General features: G+C 66.3%; 13 protein-coding genes and 1 pseudogene. 9 read left to right on the plus strand and 5 right to left on the minus strand.

The features are described from left to right. Nucleotides 1–167: 167 nt before the first annotated feature. The 7 genes from B1A78_RS16145 to B1A78_RS16175 all read left to right on the plus strand — a co-directional run bounded on the left by B1A78_RS16145 (nt 168) and on the right by B1A78_RS16175 (nt 5,255). Entirely contained in the window at nt 168–1,769 is a 1,602-nt protein-coding gene (locus B1A78_RS16145) for a lysine--tRNA ligase (protein ID WP_077147956.1), read from the plus strand. An 11-nt stretch (nt 1,770–1,780) separates the two neighbouring features. After that, nucleotides 1,781–2,266, plus strand: coding sequence for a DUF3291 domain-containing protein (locus B1A78_RS16150; protein ID WP_077147946.1), 486 nt, complete (start codon nt 1,781–1,783; stop codon nt 2,264–2,266). Between the two features lie 5 nt (nt 2,267–2,271). Then, nucleotides 2,272–2,757, plus strand: coding sequence for an asparaginase domain-containing protein (locus B1A78_RS16155; protein WP_077147957.1), 486 nt, complete (start codon nt 2,272–2,274; stop codon nt 2,755–2,757). 77 nt (nt 2,758–2,834) lie between these two features. After that, nucleotides 2,835–3,119 (plus strand): hypothetical protein, encoded by a 285-nt coding sequence (locus B1A78_RS16160; protein ID WP_077147947.1) that lies wholly within the window; start codon nt 2,835–2,837, stop codon nt 3,117–3,119. A gap of 163 nt (nt 3,120–3,282) precedes the next feature. Continuing rightward, nucleotides 3,283–3,591 (plus strand): hypothetical protein, encoded by a 309-nt coding sequence (locus B1A78_RS16165; protein WP_077147948.1) that lies wholly within the window; start codon nt 3,283–3,285, stop codon nt 3,589–3,591. Between the two features lie 67 nt (nt 3,592–3,658). Beyond that, a complete protein-coding gene (locus tag B1A78_RS16170; protein ID WP_218667990.1) occupies nt 3,659–4,492 on the plus strand; it encodes a DUF692 domain-containing protein in 834 nt (277 codons plus the stop codon). Then, the gene (locus B1A78_RS16175; protein WP_077147950.1) at nt 4,485–5,255 is read left to right on the plus strand and encodes a DNA-binding domain-containing protein; all 771 of its coding nucleotides are present in this window, start codon (nt 4,485–4,487) and stop codon (nt 5,253–5,255) included. The genes B1A78_RS16170 and B1A78_RS16175 overlap by 8 nt, the downstream gene beginning before the upstream one ends. Here the strand turns inward: B1A78_RS16175 and B1A78_RS16180 are convergent. Further along, entirely contained in the window at nt 5,252–6,286 is a 1,035-nt protein-coding gene (locus B1A78_RS16180; RefSeq protein ID WP_077147951.1) for a fatty acid desaturase family protein, read from the minus strand. The two genes, B1A78_RS16175 and B1A78_RS16180, sit on opposite strands and share 4 nt — an antisense overlap. Nucleotides 6,287–6,516: 230 nt before the next feature. Here B1A78_RS16180 and B1A78_RS16185 point away from each other — a divergent pair, with 230 nt between their 5' ends. Further along, nucleotides 6,517–9,078 carry an EAL domain-containing protein gene (locus tag B1A78_RS16185; RefSeq protein WP_256838929.1) on the plus strand — a complete coding sequence of 854 codons (2,562 nt, stop codon included), beginning with the start codon at nt 6,517–6,519 and terminating at the stop codon, nt 9,076–9,078. A 15-nt stretch (nt 9,079–9,093) separates the two neighbouring features. Here the strand turns inward: B1A78_RS16185 and B1A78_RS16190 are convergent, their stop codons facing one another. The 4 genes from B1A78_RS16190 to B1A78_RS16205 form a co-directional block, all read right to left on the minus strand. Next, nucleotides 9,094–10,365: an amidohydrolase family protein gene (locus B1A78_RS16190; RefSeq protein ID WP_077147953.1), complete on the minus strand. Its 1,272-nt coding sequence runs from the start codon at nt 10,363–10,365 to the stop codon at nt 9,094–9,096. A gap of 118 nt (nt 10,366–10,483) precedes the next feature. Continuing rightward, a complete protein-coding gene (locus B1A78_RS16195) occupies nt 10,484–11,461 on the minus strand; it encodes an RcnB family protein (protein ID WP_077147954.1) in 978 nt (325 codons plus the stop codon). Between the two features lie 138 nt (nt 11,462–11,599). Beyond that, nucleotides 11,600–12,145: a (2Fe-2S)-binding protein gene (locus B1A78_RS16200; RefSeq protein WP_077147955.1), complete on the minus strand. Its 546-nt coding sequence runs from the start codon at nt 12,143–12,145 to the stop codon at nt 11,600–11,602. 27 nt (nt 12,146–12,172) lie between these two features. Then, nucleotides 12,173–12,937, minus strand: coding sequence for a class II aldolase/adducin family protein (locus B1A78_RS16205; RefSeq protein WP_054729410.1), 765 nt, complete (start codon nt 12,935–12,937; stop codon nt 12,173–12,175). Nucleotides 12,938–13,245: 308 nt separating this feature from the next. On the opposite strand from B1A78_RS16205, the pseudogene B1A78_RS16210 reads away from it, so the two are divergent. Beyond that, nucleotides 13,246–13,722: pseudogene (locus tag B1A78_RS16210) on the plus strand (hypothetical protein); the annotation flags it as partial.

Here is a 13,722-nt window from a genome sequence, read left to right on the forward strand (position 1 = left end):
GACCGCCGCCGAAATCGGCGCGCGTGCGATGGCGGGGCTGGTGGCCGATGCCAGGGCCGATGGCGCGGCCGAACTGGCGCTGATCGACTGAGGTTAGCGCGGCGCCCGCGCGCGGCGCCGCAATTTGGGCTTTCGCCGGGGCGGTGCTTGCCGCTATGGGCGCTGCCATGACCGACTTGCATCTCGACCCCGCCCTGCGCGAGCCCGCGCAAACGTCCAAGGCCTGGCCGTTCGAGGAAGCGCGCAAGCTGATCAAACGCTATCCGCAGGGCAAGCCCGGCGGTGATCCCATCTTGTTCGAGACCGGCTATGGCCCCTCGGGCCTGCCGCATATCGGCACCTTCAACGAAGTGCTGCGCACGACGATGGTCCGCCGCGCCTATGAAACGCTGACCGGCGGTGCGCCGACGCGCCTCGTCGCGTTCAGCGACGACATGGACGGACTGCGCAAGGTCCCCGACAATGTCCCGAACAAGGAGATGCTCGCGAGCCATCTCGGCAAGCCGCTGACCGCGATCCCTGATCCGTTCGGCAAGTATGAGAGTTTTGCGCATCATAACAACGCGATGCTGCGCGAGTTTCTTGACCGTTTCGGCTTCGATTACGAGTTCGTGAGCTCGACCGAACGCTACCGGTCGGGCGCGTTCGACGAGGCGCTGAAGACGATCCTGCGCCACAACCAGGACATCCTCGACATCATGCTGCCGACGCTGCGCGCCGAGCGCGCCGCGACCTATTCGCCGATCCTGCCGGTCAGCCCGAAGTCGGGGATCGTGCTGCAGGTGCCCGTGACCGTCGTCGACGCCGACAAGGGGCTGGTGTCGTTCGAGGACGATGGCGAGACGATCACCCATTCGATCCTCGGCGGCGGCGCGAAGCTGCAGTGGAAGGTCGACTGGGCGATGCGCTGGGTCGCGCTCGGCGTCGATTACGAGATGTATGGCAAGGACCTCACCGACAGCGGCGTCCAGTCGGGCAAGATCGCGCGCGCGATCGGCGGGCAAAAGCCCGAAGGACTGATCTACGAAATGTTCCTCGACGAAAAGGGCGAGAAGATTTCGAAGTCGAAGGGCAATGGCCTGAGCCTTGAGCAATGGCTGAGCTATGGCAGCGAGGAAAGCCTCGCCTTCTTCGCCTATCGCGAGCCCAAGGCGGCGAAGCAGCTCCACATCGGCGTGATCCCGAAGGCGGTCGACGAATATCTGCAGATGCGCGGCAATTATCCGGCGCAGGAAGGCGACAAGAGGCTCGGCAACCCCGTGCATCATGTCCATGTCGCGCGCAGCGAGCAGGTTCCGGCGACCGAATTGCCGGTGACCTTCGGGCTGCTGCTCAACCTCGTCGGGGTGATGGGCGCCGATGCGTCGAAGGAGCAAATCTGGCGCTACCTCGGCCAATATGTCGAAGGCGCTGACGCCGCGACCTATCCCGAACTCGATCGCCTGATCGACAATGCGATGGCTTATAACCGCGACTATGTCGCGCCGACGCTGAACCGCCGCAAGCCGGCGGGCGGCGAGGGCGCGGCGCTGGCCGAACTCGACGCGAAGCTCGCGGCGCTGCCCGCCGATGCCTCAGCCGACGATATCCAGAACATCGTCTACGAGATCGGCAAGAACGAAGCCTATGGCTTTGAAAACCTGCGCGATTGGTTCAAGGCGCTCTATGAGACCTTGCTCGGGTCGAGCGCCGGGCCGCGCATGGGCAGCTTCATTGCGCTCTTCGGCATCGACAATACGCGGCGCCTGATCGCGGAAGCGCTGGCATAAGGGAGGCGGGCATGGCGGGATATGAACTCGCGCAGATCAACATCGCGCGCTTTCGCCTGCCCGCCGACCATGTCGCGAACCGCGATTTCATGGACGCGCTCGACGGCGTGAACGCGATTGCCGAGGCGAGCGACGGCTTCGTCTGGCGGCTGGTCGGCGACGGCAATGACGCGACCGACGTGGCCGTCACCGACGATCCGCAGCTGATCGCGAACATGTCGGTGTGGCGCGACCTCGATGCGCTCGCCGCCTTCGTCTATCGCCAGCCCGACCATCTCGCGATCATGAAGCGGCGCAAGGAGTGGTTCGATCATATCGGCCTCTACCAGGTGCTCTGGTGGGTGCCCGCGGGGCATCGCCCGACCGTGGCCGAGGGCATGGCGCGGCTCGCGATCCTCGACGCCGAGGGGCCGACCGCCGAGGCGTTCACCTTCAAACGGCCTTTCGCCGCGCCCGACGGCATGCCGGCGCTGCCCATCGAGGATGAATGTGCATGAGCGACGTGATCGACATCTTCACCACCGGCGGCACGATCGACAAGGTCTATTTCGATGCGCTGTCGGAGTTTCAGATCGGCCCCGCGGCGATCCCCGACATGCTGCGCGAAAACAACGTCCATGTCCCGCACCGCGTGACGCAGCTGATGCGCAAGGACAGCCTCGAGCTGGACGATGCCGACCGCGAAGCGATCCGCGCCGCGGTCGCCGCGAGCGATGCGCCGCGTATCCTCGTGACGCACGGCACCGATACGATGGTCGTCACGGGCCGCGTGCTCGCGGGCATTGCCGGCAAGACGATCGTGCTGACCGGGGCGATGCAGCCCGCGTCGGTGCGCGCGAGCGATGCCGAATTCAACGTCGGCTTCGCGCTCGCGGCGGCACAGACGCTGCCGCCGGGCGTCTATGTCGCGATGAACGGGATGATCTTCGATCCCGCGACGACCGAAAAGGATCGCGCGGCCGGGCGCTTCGTCGCGGGCACCGCGTAACCTTTTTCCGATCCGCCCGAATAGCGAGGGGGGAGGGCAATTCGCCCTTCCGCCGCTCAATTTGGAGGATCGAACCCATGACCAAGAACAAGCTCGCCGGCCTGATCGCCGCATCGGCCACCGCGCTCGCGCTCACCGGCGCCGCCTTTGCCGCCGACGCCCCCGCCGGCAGCTCGGGCAGCGCCGTCGGCGCCAAGGACCTCGTCCATTGCTATGGCGTCAACAGCTGCAAGGGCACCGCCGACTGCAAGACGACGGCGAATGAATGCAAGGGCCAGAATGGCTGCAAGGGCCATGGGTTCAAGGCGATGCCCGCCGCCAAATGCCTGAGCGACGGCGGCGTGATCGGCGACATCGGCTGAACCGCTGCGCTTCCCGCGCGGCGGTAAAAGGCCGCGCGGGAAGGATTTTCTTTCGCCTGTGATCGAGATCATGCCATCATGTCCCCGGGTCGTGTGAAAAAGACCGGGGGGCGGTGAGTCGCTGCCCCACCTTGACTGGACAACCAAAGGGAAGGGTAAACTCATGACCACCAACAAACTGGCCGGACTGATCGCCGCATCGGCGACCGCGCTCGCGCTGTCGGGCGCCGCGATCGCGGGCGAAGCGCCGAAGGGCAAGACGATCGGTGCCAATGACGAAGTCAAATGCGCCGGCGTCAACAGCTGCAAGGGTTCGTCGGACTGCAAGACCGACGCCAGCTCGTGCGGCGGCGCGTCGGGCTGCGGCTCGGCGGGCAACAGCTGCAAGGGCGCCAACGCCTGCAAGGGCAAGGGCTGGAAAAAGCTCGCGGCCGGCAAATGCCTGACCGACGGCGGCAAGATCGTCGTCTGACACCGGTTCGGACAGGCCCGGCGCGTCCGGGCCTGTCCCACCACCGACGGATATCAGCATGGATCGCATGACCGCCCCGTCGCCGGGCTTCGGCCTCGGGCTGCGCCCCGAACATTATGGCGAACTCCTGTCGGGACCGCAGCCGGTCGACTGGCTCGAGATCATTTCCGAAAATTACATGGTGCCGGGCGGCAAGCCGATGGCGATGCTCGATCGCATTCGCGCCGATTATCCAATGGTCATGCACGGCGTATCGCTGTCGATCGGGTCCGACGAGCCGATGGACATGGACTATCTCGCCGATCTGAAGGCGCTGGCCGAACGCGTCGAGCCTTTGTGGATTTCGGACCATCTGTGCTGGACGGGGATCAACGCGCACAACAGCCACGACCTGTTGCCCTTGCCCTATGACGCGCCGGCGCTGGACTGCGTCGTCGACAATATCGCGCGGGTGCAGGATTTTCTCGGCCGGCGCATCCTGATCGAGAATCCGTCCTCCTATGTAACCTTCCGCTCGTCGGACCGCAGCGAATGGGATTTCCTCGCCGAGATGGCGGCGCGTGCCGACTGCCTGCTGCTGCTCGACGTCAACAATATCTATGTCAGCGCGCGCAACCATGGTTTCGACCCGCTCGACTATCTCGCGGGCCTGCCGGGCGATCGCATCCAGCAGATCCATCTCGCGGGGCACAGCGACATGGGCGACTATGTCATCGACACGCACGACGCCGACGTCTGCGACGCGGTGTGGAACCTCTATGGACAGGCGTGCCGCATGTTCGGGCCGGTCGCGACGATGATCGAGCGCGACGACGATATTCCGCCGCTGGCCGATGTGATCGCCGAACTCGATCGCGCACGTGCCCTCGCGGCGCGCGTTCTGGAGCCCGTGCATGGTTGAGGCGCTGCGCGACCGGCAGGCGCTGTTTCTGGGCGGGATCATCGACGATGACGCCGCCGCCGAAGGCCTGATCGTCGACGATGATCGCGTCGGCGCGGCGAAGCGGATCGCCATCTATCGCAACAATTACCGCTCAAGCCTGACCGGGGTGCTCGCCGATCATTATGAGCGGCTGCACGCCTATCTGGGCGACGAGCAGTTCGACAATCTGGCCGAGGCCTATGTCGACGGACATAAGTCGCGCACCCGCAACCTGCGCTATTATGGCGAGGCGTTTCCGGCCTTTCTGGCGAAGCATTATCCCGGCGACGGCGAACTGGCCGAGCTGGCGGCGCTCGACTGGGCGCTGCGCGGCGCCTTCGATGCCGCCGACACCCTTCCGCTCGACGCCGCGCGCGTCGGCGAGCTTGGCGATGCCTGGATCGAGCAGCGGCTGGCGTTGCACCCGTCGGCGACGCTGTTGCCCGTCCGGCACAATGTCGCGGCGCTGTGGAGCAGCCTCGATGCCGAGGAGGAGCCGCCCGAGGTGGAGGAACTCGGGGGGGCGGAGACGCTGCTGGTCTGGCGCTTCGGCTGTCAGTCGCGCTTTCGCAGCCTGAGCGGCGAAGAGGCTGCGGCGCTCACGCTGCTCGCTGCGGGCGCGAGCTTTACCGACCTCAGCGCGGCTTTGATCGAGGCGCAGGGCGAGGCGGCGGCGATGGAATCGCTTGCGGCGTGGCTCGGCGCCTGGCTTTCCGACGAACTGCTCGTCCTCGCCGACTAGGCGCGGGCGGCGGTGACCTGTCGCAATACGCTGAGATAGGTCGGCGCGATCGTCATGTCGCCATGGCGGCCGGCCCGGCCGAGCGCGGCGTGAACCTCGGGCAGCCGGTAACAGGGCACGCCCATGAACAGATGATGCTCGGCGTGATAATTGACCCAGTAAGGCGCGACCGTCGCGCGCGCGAGCCAGCCCGCGCGGGTGGTGCGCGCGTGGGTGAAGGGATCGTCGCTGCCGGTGGTGGTGCAGGCATGTTCGGCGATGTTGCGGATGCGCAGATAGAGCTGGAAGGTCGTCGCGAGCCCCGCGAGCCAGAGCAGATAGGGCGTCCAGCCATAAAGCAGGAGCGACAGCGCGAGCAGCACCGCCTGCACGGTCAGGAAGCGCCCGACCGCGCGCGTCACCGCCATCGCGCCCGCGACGTCGACCGTCGGTGACGTCATGCCGTCGTCCGATTGCTTGTTGAACGGGGTGCCGGCCTTGGTGCTGGCTTTCCCCTTTTCCGCTTTTTCGCCGCGCAGCATCGCCTTCAGCCCGACGATCGCGAATCCGAACTGCGCGACGCGCTGCTTGAAGAAGGTCTGGCCGGTCAGGTCGCGCGCCGCCTTGCGCCACAGGCTGGCGCGCGTGGTGGGGAAGGGCTTCGACAGCGACAGGTCGGGATCCTCGGCCTGCTGGGTGAATTTATGATGCTGCAGGTGATAGGTGCGGTATGCGATCAGGTCCGATCCGACCGCCGCGCCGGTCAACCAGTCGCCGAGGAAATTGTTGATTTTGCGGTTGGGATGCAGCGCGCCATGCGCCGCGTCGTGCATCAATATGGCAAAGCCGAGCTGGCGCCCGCCGACGAAAATGACCGCCGCGAGCCAGCCGAGCGGGTTTGCGAGCCAGGCGGCGACGCCGAGAACCGCGATGCTGACGATCCAGCCATGCGCAACGAGCCAGATGCCGCGCCAGGGCGACACGCGCGTGATCGCCGACCATTGGTCGCGGTCGAAGAATTGGGTGGGCGGCAACAGGCGTACGGCAGGCATGGTGCGACTATAATCGGTTTCACACGAAAACCCAATCCCTCCCATAATGGAGCGATTCCGGGGATTTGCCGGATCGCGAAAATAAGGTTTTGGAAACCCCTTTCGGGCAGGGAATCGCCTCAGGACCGACTGAAGCAGGAACTGTGGGATTGGGGTTGAGACGGGCCATTGTGCGGCTGGAGACCAGCGAGCCGTCGTCCGGCGCATCGCTGTTCGATTCGCCGGAATTTGTGACGCGCCTGACCCGCGTGGCGCAGCTGTGGCACTATGTCCTCGTCAGCCGCGCGCTCGTCTATTTCGCCTGCGCCTTTTTCCCCGGGCTTCCCGGCTTCTTCGACCGCCCGTCGCAATGGCTGCTGCTCGCGCTCGGCATCGGTTGCGACCTTATCCTCACCGTCATCGGCCAGCTTTCGCGCTCGCCGCGCAGCACGCTGCACAAAAGGACCGCGCTCTGGTGCACTGCGTGCATGACGCTGATCGCGCTCGGGACCTTGCTGGCCAGCATCGCGATGTTCGTGTCATCGGCCGCAGCCGAAGGGACCCCCTATATCGATGCCTTCGCCGCGATCCGCATCGGCACGGTGCTCGTCGCGGCGGCGGCGGTGGCGATCGCGCGGCCGGCGTTTTTCGCCTTCGCGGGTGCGACCGCACTCGGCGGCGCGATCGGCAAGGCGTCGATGCCCTTCGCCTTTGCTGCGATGATTTTCCTCCTCCTGCTGATCGTCATGGTGCGCGAGGATGAGCGGCACCAGCGCCGCACCGAGCGCCTGCGGCGCAAGACGGTCAGCGACCAGCAGCGCGCGCTCAACCTGGTGCGCGATTTCGAGCGCGCCGGGCGCGGCTGGTTCTGGGAAACCGACCGCCATGGCCAGCTCGTCTATGTCTCGCCGACGGTGGCGGCCAAGCTCGGCCGCCCGCTGTCCGATCTGATCGGTCGGCCGTTCACCGACATCATCCGCAAGCGCATCGGCAATGACGAGAGCGAGGAACGCACGCTGGGGTTCAGCCTGTCGTCGCGCACCCCGTTCAAGGAATTGACGGTGCAGGCGGCGGTGCCGGGCGAGGAGCGCTGGTGGTCGATCTCGGGCCACCCGATCAGCAACGAACTCGGCAATTTCCAGGGCTTTCGCGGATCAGGCACCGACCTCACCGAAAAGAAGAAGTCGGAGCGCGAGATCAACCAGCTCGCGCGCTACGACGTGCTCACCGGGCTCGCCAACCGGCTCCACATCACCGACCTGCTCGAACGCGCGCTCAAGAGCCATATCGGCCAGCCGCAGCCCTGCGCGCTGCTGCTGATGGACCTCGACCGCTTCAAGGCGGTGAACGATACGCTCGGCCACCCGGTCGGCGACCAGCTGCTCCAGCAGGTCGCGGCGCGGCTCGCGCAGATCGTCGGTGACCGCGGGCAGGTCGGCCGGCTCGGCGGCGACGAGTTCCAGATCGTGCTGCCGCAGATCACCAACGCCGACAAACTCGCCAATATCGCCAATGCAATCATCCTCAGCCTCGCCAAGCCTTTCGCGATCGAGGGTGAACAGGTGCGGATCGGCTCGTCGATCGGCATCGCGGTGTCCGAAGGGGCAGGGGTGTCGTCGTCGGCGCTGGTGCGCAACGCCGACCTCGCGCTCTATGCCGCGAAGGACGCGGGGCGCGGCGTCTACCGCTTCTATGCCGATGCGATGCACAACCAGGCGAGCGAGCGCAAGGCGATCGAGGATGCGCTGCGCGACGCGCTGGCGAAGGACGAACTGCGGCTCGTCTACCAGCCGATCGTCGACGTCGCGAAGGAGCGCATCTCGGGTTTCGAGGCGCTGATCCGCTGGCAACGCGGCGACGATGCGATGATCAGCCCGTCGAAATTCATCCCGATCGCCGAGGAATCGAACCTGATCGTGCCGATCGGCGAATGGATCGTCCGCTCGGCCTGTGCGGCGATCGCGCAGCTCGGCGACGGATACCGGATCGCGGTCAATGTCTCGCCGCGCCAGTTCGCCAACGACAAATTGCCCGCGACGATCATGAGCGCGGTGTCGGCGGCGGGCATTCGCCCCGACCAGCTTGAGCTCGAGATTACCGAGGGTGTCTTCCTCGACGAAAGCCCCGAGAATCTCGAGATGTTCCAGCGGCTGAAGCGCACCGGGGTGCGGCTCGCACTCGACGACTTCGGTACCGGCTATTCGGCGCTCGGCTATCTGAAAAAGGCGCCGTTCGACAAGATCAAGATCGACCAGAGCTTCGTGCGCGGCGCCGCCGACCGCAGCAGCATGAACGCCGCGATCATCTCGTCGATCGTCGGGCTGGCCGAGGCGCTCAAGATGGAAACCACCGCCGAGGGGGTGGAGACGCACGACGACCTCGACCTGATCCGCGGGCTCGGGTGCAGCCATGTCCAGGGCTATATCTATGGTCGGCCGATGAGCCTCGACGAAGCGCTCGCGCTGCTGCGCACCGGCGACGGGCGGGTGGTGGCGCAGGGCTACAAGAGCGCGCGCGAGACGCGCAGCCGCACCTTCCGCACGATCCAGGTCGAAAGCGGCGGGCACCGCTACGAGGCGATCGTCCGCAACGTATCGACGCGCGGCGCGCTGATCGAGGGACTATGGAACGTGCCCGAGGGCACCGGCTTCCGCCTCGAATTCGGCCCCGACCTCGTCCTCGACGCCGAGGCGCGCTGGTCCGAGCAGAATCGCGTCGGGGTGCAATTCGCGCAGGCGGTCGAGATCACGACGCTGATCGGCGGCAGCGCGGCGGGCCAGTCGGTCCGCGCGCGGATCGAACGCGCGGCGTGATCTGCGGCTAAGCCCTCAATCCGCAATCCGCCCGCGCACCATCACCCAGTCGACCTTTTCCAGCGTCGTGACATCGGCCAGCGGATCGCCCGATACTGCGATCATGTCGGCCGACATGCCCGGCGCGATGCGGCCGATCTCGCTCTCCATCGACAGCACCTTGGCTGCCACGGTCGTCGCGCTGGCCAGCGCCTCGCGCGGGGTCAGCCCGGCTTTGACCAGCAGCGCGAATTCGCCCGCGTTGCGGCCATGTTCGAACACCCCGGCGTCGGTGCCGAAGGCGACGGGCACGCCGAGTTCCTTCGCGCGGGTCACCGCCTTGCCGACGCTGCCCATCGTCATGCGGACCTTTTCCTCGACCGTCGGCGTGTAGATGCCCTTGCCGAGCCTTTCCCTGACGCCCTCGAACGCCATCAGCGTCGGGACGAGATAGCTGCCCTTCGCCTTCATCGCCCTCAGCGCCGCGTCGTCGGCAAAGGTGCCATGCTCGATCGAATCGATGCCCGCCGCCGCGGCCGATTCGATCCCGCGCGCGCCATGCGCATGCGCCATCACCTTCAGCCCCAGCGAATGGGCGGTGTCGGCAATGCTCTGCAATTCGGGCGAGGTGAAATGGCCGTCGAGCCCGCGACCCTGCTGCGACAGCACGCCGCCGGTCGCGGTGATCTTGATGACGTCGGCGCCGGCGCGCGATGCCTTGCGCACCTTTTCGGCGCATTCGACCGCGCCGGTGCAGGTATAGCCCTGGTCGAGCACGCCATGGACGTCCTCGCGAAAGCCGGTGACGTCGCCATGCCCGCCGATGATCGACAGCGCGGGGCCGGCGGCGACGATCCGCGGGCCTTCGACAAAGCCCGCCGCGGTGCCGCGGCGCAGCGAAAAGGCGGTATATTGCGCCGACCCCGCCTCGCGCACCGTGGTAAAGCCAGCGCGCAGCGTGATGCCGGCGTTCTTGACCCCGACGACGACGCCCCATTCGTCGGGATCGACCGCCTCGCTGCGATAATCGCCGCCCGGGTCGCCGGTCAGATGGACATGGAGGTCGATGAGGCCGGGGAGCAACGTCTTGTCGCCGAGGTCGACGATCTCGGCATCGGCGGGGGCGGGGGTGCGGCCCGCGCTGACAGAGGTGATGCGGTCGTCGGTGACGGTGATCGTCGAGGTGCCGAGCGCCGGCTTATCGGGGTCGGTGATGACGTGCCCCGCATAGATGACGGTTGTTTTCGCCTGCGCTGCCGTGCCGAGCAGCGTGAGCGTCAGGGCCGCGGCCCATCCCAATTTGCGCATGATATTCCCCTGTCTGATGCCGCCATCGTGGCGCGCCGCGCGGGGGAGGGCAAGCGCATAAAAGAGGGGCCGGACAGGCCGGCCCCTCAGTTTGTCTTCGGGTAAAACGAAAGGAATATTACCAGAAGAAATCGTAGATCACGTCGACCACTTCGCCGTTATAGGTGTCGACGAGCAGCGCATCGTTGTAATAGCGCACCCAGCGATAGCCCCCATAGGCGGGCGGCAGGCGGTAATAGCCCGGATCGTTGATCCAATAGCGCTGGCCATAATAAAGCGACCCCAGCGTGAAGCCGATGCTGAACCGCGTGTAGCTGCGCCCACGATAGGGCGAATAATAGCGCGGCAGGCGGTAATTGTTGCCGTAGCGCTGGCGATAATCGCGCCAGTTGTAGCGGTTGTCGTTCCGCCAGCCGCGGTTCCAATTGCCATTGTTGCCGTGGCGGCCGTCGCGATAGCGGCGGTCGACATAGCCGTTGCGATTCTGGTCGTAGCGACGATCGACGCGGTTGTTGTCGTTGCGATCCCAGCGGCGATCGAGATCGCCGTTGCGATTGCGGTCGTAACGCCGGTCTACCTGGCCATTGCGGTTGCGATCCCACTGGCGATCGACCTGGCCGTCGCGGTTGCGGTCCCACTGGCGGTCGGTGCGCCCGTCGTTGTTGCGATCATAGGTGCCGCGATTGCGGTCCTGGCGCTGGACCTGCTGGCGCTGCGGCTGCTGCCGCTGCACTTGCTGGCGTTGCACCTGCGGGCGCTGGGCCTGGCTGCCGCGATCGCGGTTGCCGTTCCAGTCGCGGCGCTGCGGCTGCTGGACGGCCTGGCGCTGCGGTTGCTGGCGCTGGACCTGCGGCTGCTGGCGTTGCGGCTGCGCGCGCGGCGCGGCCTGCTGCTGCGGCTGGCGCTGGGTCTGCGGACGCTGGCCGCGCTGGTCGCCGCCGCCGCGATTGCCGCGATAGCCGCCGCCTCCGCCGCCACGGTTGCCGCCGTCGCCGCGCTGGGCAAGCTGCTGGCCCTCGCGCGCCTGGGCGGCGGCGGGAGCGATCGGGGTGAGCATCGTTGCCGCGATCAGCAACCCTCCGATTATTCTCTTCATCGTCTGTCTCCGAACTCGGGTCCCATGGGCGGCGGACGGCCGACCGGGAAGATGAATCGAAATTTACCGTTGGCTAGATGAGTCATGGCTGAACCATGATGTTGCCTGCGGTTCAGCTAGATGAACGGATAAAGGCCTTCAGCGTTCCGGCGGCGCGCGCATCGCGGGCACCGCGCCGGCGGCGTCCTGCGGGCGGATGCCCGGCGGCGGCGCAGCGGCGATGCGCTCCTCGCCGCGCAGCACGCGGCCTGCGCGCTTGATCGCGCCGCGGATGCGCGGATAGGTGCCGCAGCGGCAGATGTTGGTCATCGCCGCATCGATTTCCGCATCGCTGGGATTGCTGTTGGTGCGCAGCAAGGCCGCCGCCGCCATGATCATCCCCGACTGGCAGAAGCCGCATTGCGGCACTTGGTCGGCGACCCAGGCCTGCTGCACCGGATGGCTGCGGTCGCGGGTCAGCCCCTCGATCGTGGTGACGAAGCGGCCTTCGCACTCCGCAATCGTCACCAGGCAGCTACGGATCGCCTCGCCGTCGATATCGACGGTGCACGCCCCGCATTCGCCGGTGCCGCAGCCATATTTGGTGCCGGTCAGGTTCGACGCGTCGCGCAGCGCCCACAGCAGGGGCGTCTCGGGATCCATCCGATATTCGATCGGGCGGTCGTTGACCGAAAAGCGCGTCATGCGATCCTTAGTAGCCGGTCGGCCGGATTAGTCACGCCAGCTCGTGTCGATCTTGTCGACCTTGCGCACCATCGCGTCGAATTCGGCCTTGCCCGACTGGCCGGGGATCGCCGCCATATAGAGGTCGCGCTGGTGGACCTTGATCACCTCTTCGTCGACCAGGATCGGCTTGCCCATGCTCATCGTCGCGAGCTGGATCTCGCACGCGCGCTGCAGCGCCCAATATTTGATGAAGGCGTCGGAGAGCGACTTGCCCATCACCACGGGGCCGTGGTTGCGCAGCATCAGGATGCGCTTGTTGCCCAGATGCTCGACGAGCCGCTCGCCCTCTTCCTCGCGCACGGTCACGCCCTCGAAGTCGTGATAGGCGAGCTGGCCCATGAAGTTGCAGGCATAGAAATTGGTCGGCTGCAACCCGCCCTCGAGCCCGCATACCGCCATCGTCGCGGTGGTGTGCGTGTGGATGATCGCATGCGCGTCGGGCAGGACGCGATGGAACAGGCTGTGCTGGACGAAACCCGCCTTGTTGACGTGCCAGGGATTATCCTCGTCCAGCTTGTTGCCGTCGATGTCGATCTTGATCAGGCTGGAGGCGGTGACCTCGCTGAAATGCATGCCATAGGGGTTGATCAGGAAGGCGCCTTCCTGATCTTCCAGCTTCACCGTGATGTGGTTGAAGATCATCTCGTCCCAGCCCATCATCGCGAAGATGCGGTAACAGGCGGCCAGTTCCTGCCGCGCCGTCCACTCGGCTTCGCTATATTTGCTGTTGCGCTTCAGCTGGGTCGCCATTCGCCTGATCCTCTCGCAGTCGGTTTCGTTGTGCCACCTATGCCACAGCCCAAGGGGGTCCGACAATCCCGGCCGGATCGGCGGCGAACTGGTTAACAAAAGCGATAAGACGTTGACCTGCGGGGGGTTAGCCGTCAGGCTCCCGACTCAGGGTCGATCTGCGGGGGCCTCCATCCGTCCATAAGAGACGATGTGGTCCGCCGGCGTGCGTGCGCATGGTCGATTCTGGCTGTCCCATCATGCTGGTTTGCAGGCGTTTTCACGGCGCAGCGATCCCGCTGCCCGTGTCATTGGGGAGTGAGGGTGAAATGCGTACCATGATCAAACTGTCCGCGTCGGCGATGGCGCTGGCGGCCTATTCGGCTTTTTCGGCGGCACCGGCACAGGCGGAAACCTGTCTGCTCGACACCGACAACGACGGCGTCGTTTCGGCCGGCGATACCGATGGCGGGGCGACGTCCAGCAACAACACGCAGCTCGCCTGCGGTCCGAATGCGGCCGTGACGGGCAATGGGTCGACCGCGGTGGGGTCGGGCGCGACCGCAACCAACACGGGGTCGACCGCCGTCGGCCAGAACGCGACCGCCAACAACCGCAGCACCGCGATCGGCCGCACCGCGACGGCCACTGGTCAGACCAGCGTCGCGATCGGCAACCTGTCGTCGGCGACCGACGAAGACGCCGTCGCCGTGGGCGAGCAGGCGCAGGCCACCGGCTTCCATTCGACCGCCGTCGGCGCCGAATCGGTCGCTTCGGGCCGCGGCGCGCAGGCGTTCGGCTGGCAG

It is taken from the genome of Sphingopyxis sp. KK2, from assembly GCF_001990265.1.
Lineage (GTDB): Bacteria > Pseudomonadota > Alphaproteobacteria > Sphingomonadales > Sphingomonadaceae > Sphingopyxis.

What these genes read in the sequence shown, in the direction of transcription:
- B1A78_RS16190 (WP_077147953.1), bottom strand. Translation starts at nt 10,365, where the DNA reads ATGCGCAAATTGGGATGGGCCGCGGCCCTGACGCTCACGCTGCTCGGC.
- B1A78_RS16160 (WP_077147947.1), top strand. Translation starts at nt 2,835, where the DNA reads ATGACCAAGAACAAGCTCGCCGGCCTGATCGCCGCATCGGCCACCGCG.
- B1A78_RS16150 (WP_077147946.1), top strand. Translation starts at nt 1,781, where the DNA reads ATGGCGGGATATGAACTCGCGCAGATCAACATCGCGCGCTTTCGCCTG.
- B1A78_RS16195 (WP_077147954.1), bottom strand. Translation starts at nt 11,461, where the DNA reads ATGAAGAGAATAATCGGAGGGTTGCTGATCGCGGCAACGATGCTCACC.
- B1A78_RS16145 (WP_077147956.1), top strand. Translation starts at nt 168, where the DNA reads ATGACCGACTTGCATCTCGACCCCGCCCTGCGCGAGCCCGCGCAAACG.
- B1A78_RS16180 (WP_077147951.1), bottom strand. Translation starts at nt 6,286, where the DNA reads ATGCCTGCCGTACGCCTGTTGCCGCCCACCCAATTCTTCGACCGCGAC.
- B1A78_RS16205 (WP_054729410.1), bottom strand. Translation starts at nt 12,937, where the DNA reads ATGGCGACCCAGCTGAAGCGCAACAGCAAATATAGCGAAGCCGAGTGG.
- B1A78_RS16165 (WP_077147948.1), top strand. Translation starts at nt 3,283, where the DNA reads ATGACCACCAACAAACTGGCCGGACTGATCGCCGCATCGGCGACCGCG.
- B1A78_RS16170 (WP_218667990.1), top strand. Translation starts at nt 3,659, where the DNA reads ATGACCGCCCCGTCGCCGGGCTTCGGCCTCGGGCTGCGCCCCGAACAT.
- B1A78_RS16200 (WP_077147955.1), bottom strand. Translation starts at nt 12,145, where the DNA reads ATGACGCGCTTTTCGGTCAACGACCGCCCGATCGAATATCGGATGGAT.
- B1A78_RS16175 (WP_077147950.1), top strand. Translation starts at nt 4,485, where the DNA reads ATGGTTGAGGCGCTGCGCGACCGGCAGGCGCTGTTTCTGGGCGGGATC.